Genomic DNA, 1,578 nt, shown 5'->3' with positions numbered 1-1,578 from the left:
CGAATATGATTTTGAAGTTCTTGGGGGTCTTGAGCTACAGTAATAGCATGCTGATCCACGATGCAAAAAATACAATCGTTATCATTTTGTAAGTCTATAAACTGTCTAAAAGCACCGATGTAATTTCCCAAAGTAATTGTACCAGTAGGCTGGACGCCCGAAAAAAGTGTTTTCATAAAATTTTCCTCCTTAGAATATAAAAAAACATCATGCATCCCTAAAAAAGGGACGAATGATGTAATATCCGTGGTACCACCCAGCTTGCTAAAATAAATAGCCACTCTTCTTCATAACGCGAAGGAAACGGTATAAGCTACTTGACCTTTCACTTATACTGCTCAGAAGCCCATTCCATTTATCGTATGATCTGCTTGCAGCATCCGCAGACTCTCTAAACACACTCTATAAATGTACTTTCTTCATCAAAGCTCTTTATTTAGTTTTGATTATTATATATAGAAGAAACTCAAAAATCAAGGGACAAAATTATCCATAATAAAAAAGTAACGCTATACATGTACAAGCTAAAATCGATAACCCTAAAGCAAATAGTGGTTTAGGGGAGAAAGAAAAAACTTCGGAAGGAAGTCGCATATTCTCTATTTCTTCTCTCAAATGCTTCCGCGTGAAGAATTTTCTAGAGCTTGATACATATAAGTCAAAGAATCCTCCTGATACAACATATGTAACTAACCCTATAAATGTTACAAGCCCTCCTATATAGAAGGAAACGTTAATATATGCTTCCAAATCGATATGTTTAGACGTTAATAGCATCACTAAAACTATTATAATTTGAGCACTAAAAAAAAATATAAGCTTCTTTTTCATATTTCACCTCTAATAAATTAAATTATAGAAGATTTACTTAAAATAATCAAAACTAATAAAAAATATGGCTATGTTAAAGCGTAGGGGTGAATTATAATGCAAAGAAATCTTTAAAACAGAGAGTAGAATTGATTTCCGCACCAGCCGGACGCTTTCCACGGGGTGAGCGATAAGCCATCACCCATCGCTTACGCGCGTGGTTGTGATGTCTTATCTGTCTCACTCATCCCGTAGGAGTCGCCGTCTGGCGCTCCAATCAATAAATGGGAACAGCTTCATGCATAGATAAGTGCTTATTAATTTACTCACATAAATAAAGTCGAAAAACTGTATCCAATCCGAATTTCATAATCTATTTAATCTTAATAGACATTTGAATATCCTTTTTATAATGTTTACAGTCACTATAAAAAAGAATCGTTAGTCAAAATCAACCAATAACTTTAACAAAGCTAAAAAAATAAAAGATAATTAACATATTAGTTAGGAATCTTCCTAATCCGTTACGACAATGTAATGTTTTTGTTACATCATAGCAGTTGTTCAAGCGGATAGAGACAATAGTCTTTCCAATAATTATCCCTTAAAAATCGCTGTCAAGCCCCATGATAGAAGTGTTGCCCTCATTATCAAATTTTCTAAAACATAAAAGCTATATTTATGCGAATAAATTTATTAGCGCTTTATCGATGCTAAAGCTGTTCCCATTTATTGATTGGAGCGCCAGACGGCGACTCCTACGGGATG

The 1,578-nt window shown here is 34.3% G+C and carries 1 protein-coding gene, 1 pseudogene and 1 other annotated feature; the gene and the pseudogene both read right to left on the bottom strand.

Features of this window, described 5'->3' with window-relative positions:
* Positions 1–176: pseudogene (locus tag AC06OU_RS16505) on the bottom strand (tryptophan--tRNA ligase); the annotation flags it as partial.
* Between the two features lie 45 nt (positions 177–221).
* Positions 222–435: a binding site (T-box leader), on the bottom strand.
* A 51-nt stretch (positions 436–486) separates the two neighbouring features.
* Positions 487–831, bottom strand: coding sequence for a DUF3899 domain-containing protein (locus AC06OU_RS16500; protein WP_475857231.1), 345 nt, complete (start codon positions 829–831; stop codon positions 487–489).
* Positions 832–1,578 lie beyond the last annotated feature (747 nt).

This window comes from Psychrobacillus sp. (assembly GCF_056205495.1).
Note: the sequence above shows the minus strand (reverse complement) of the source record. Positions and strands in the feature narration are given on the sequence as shown.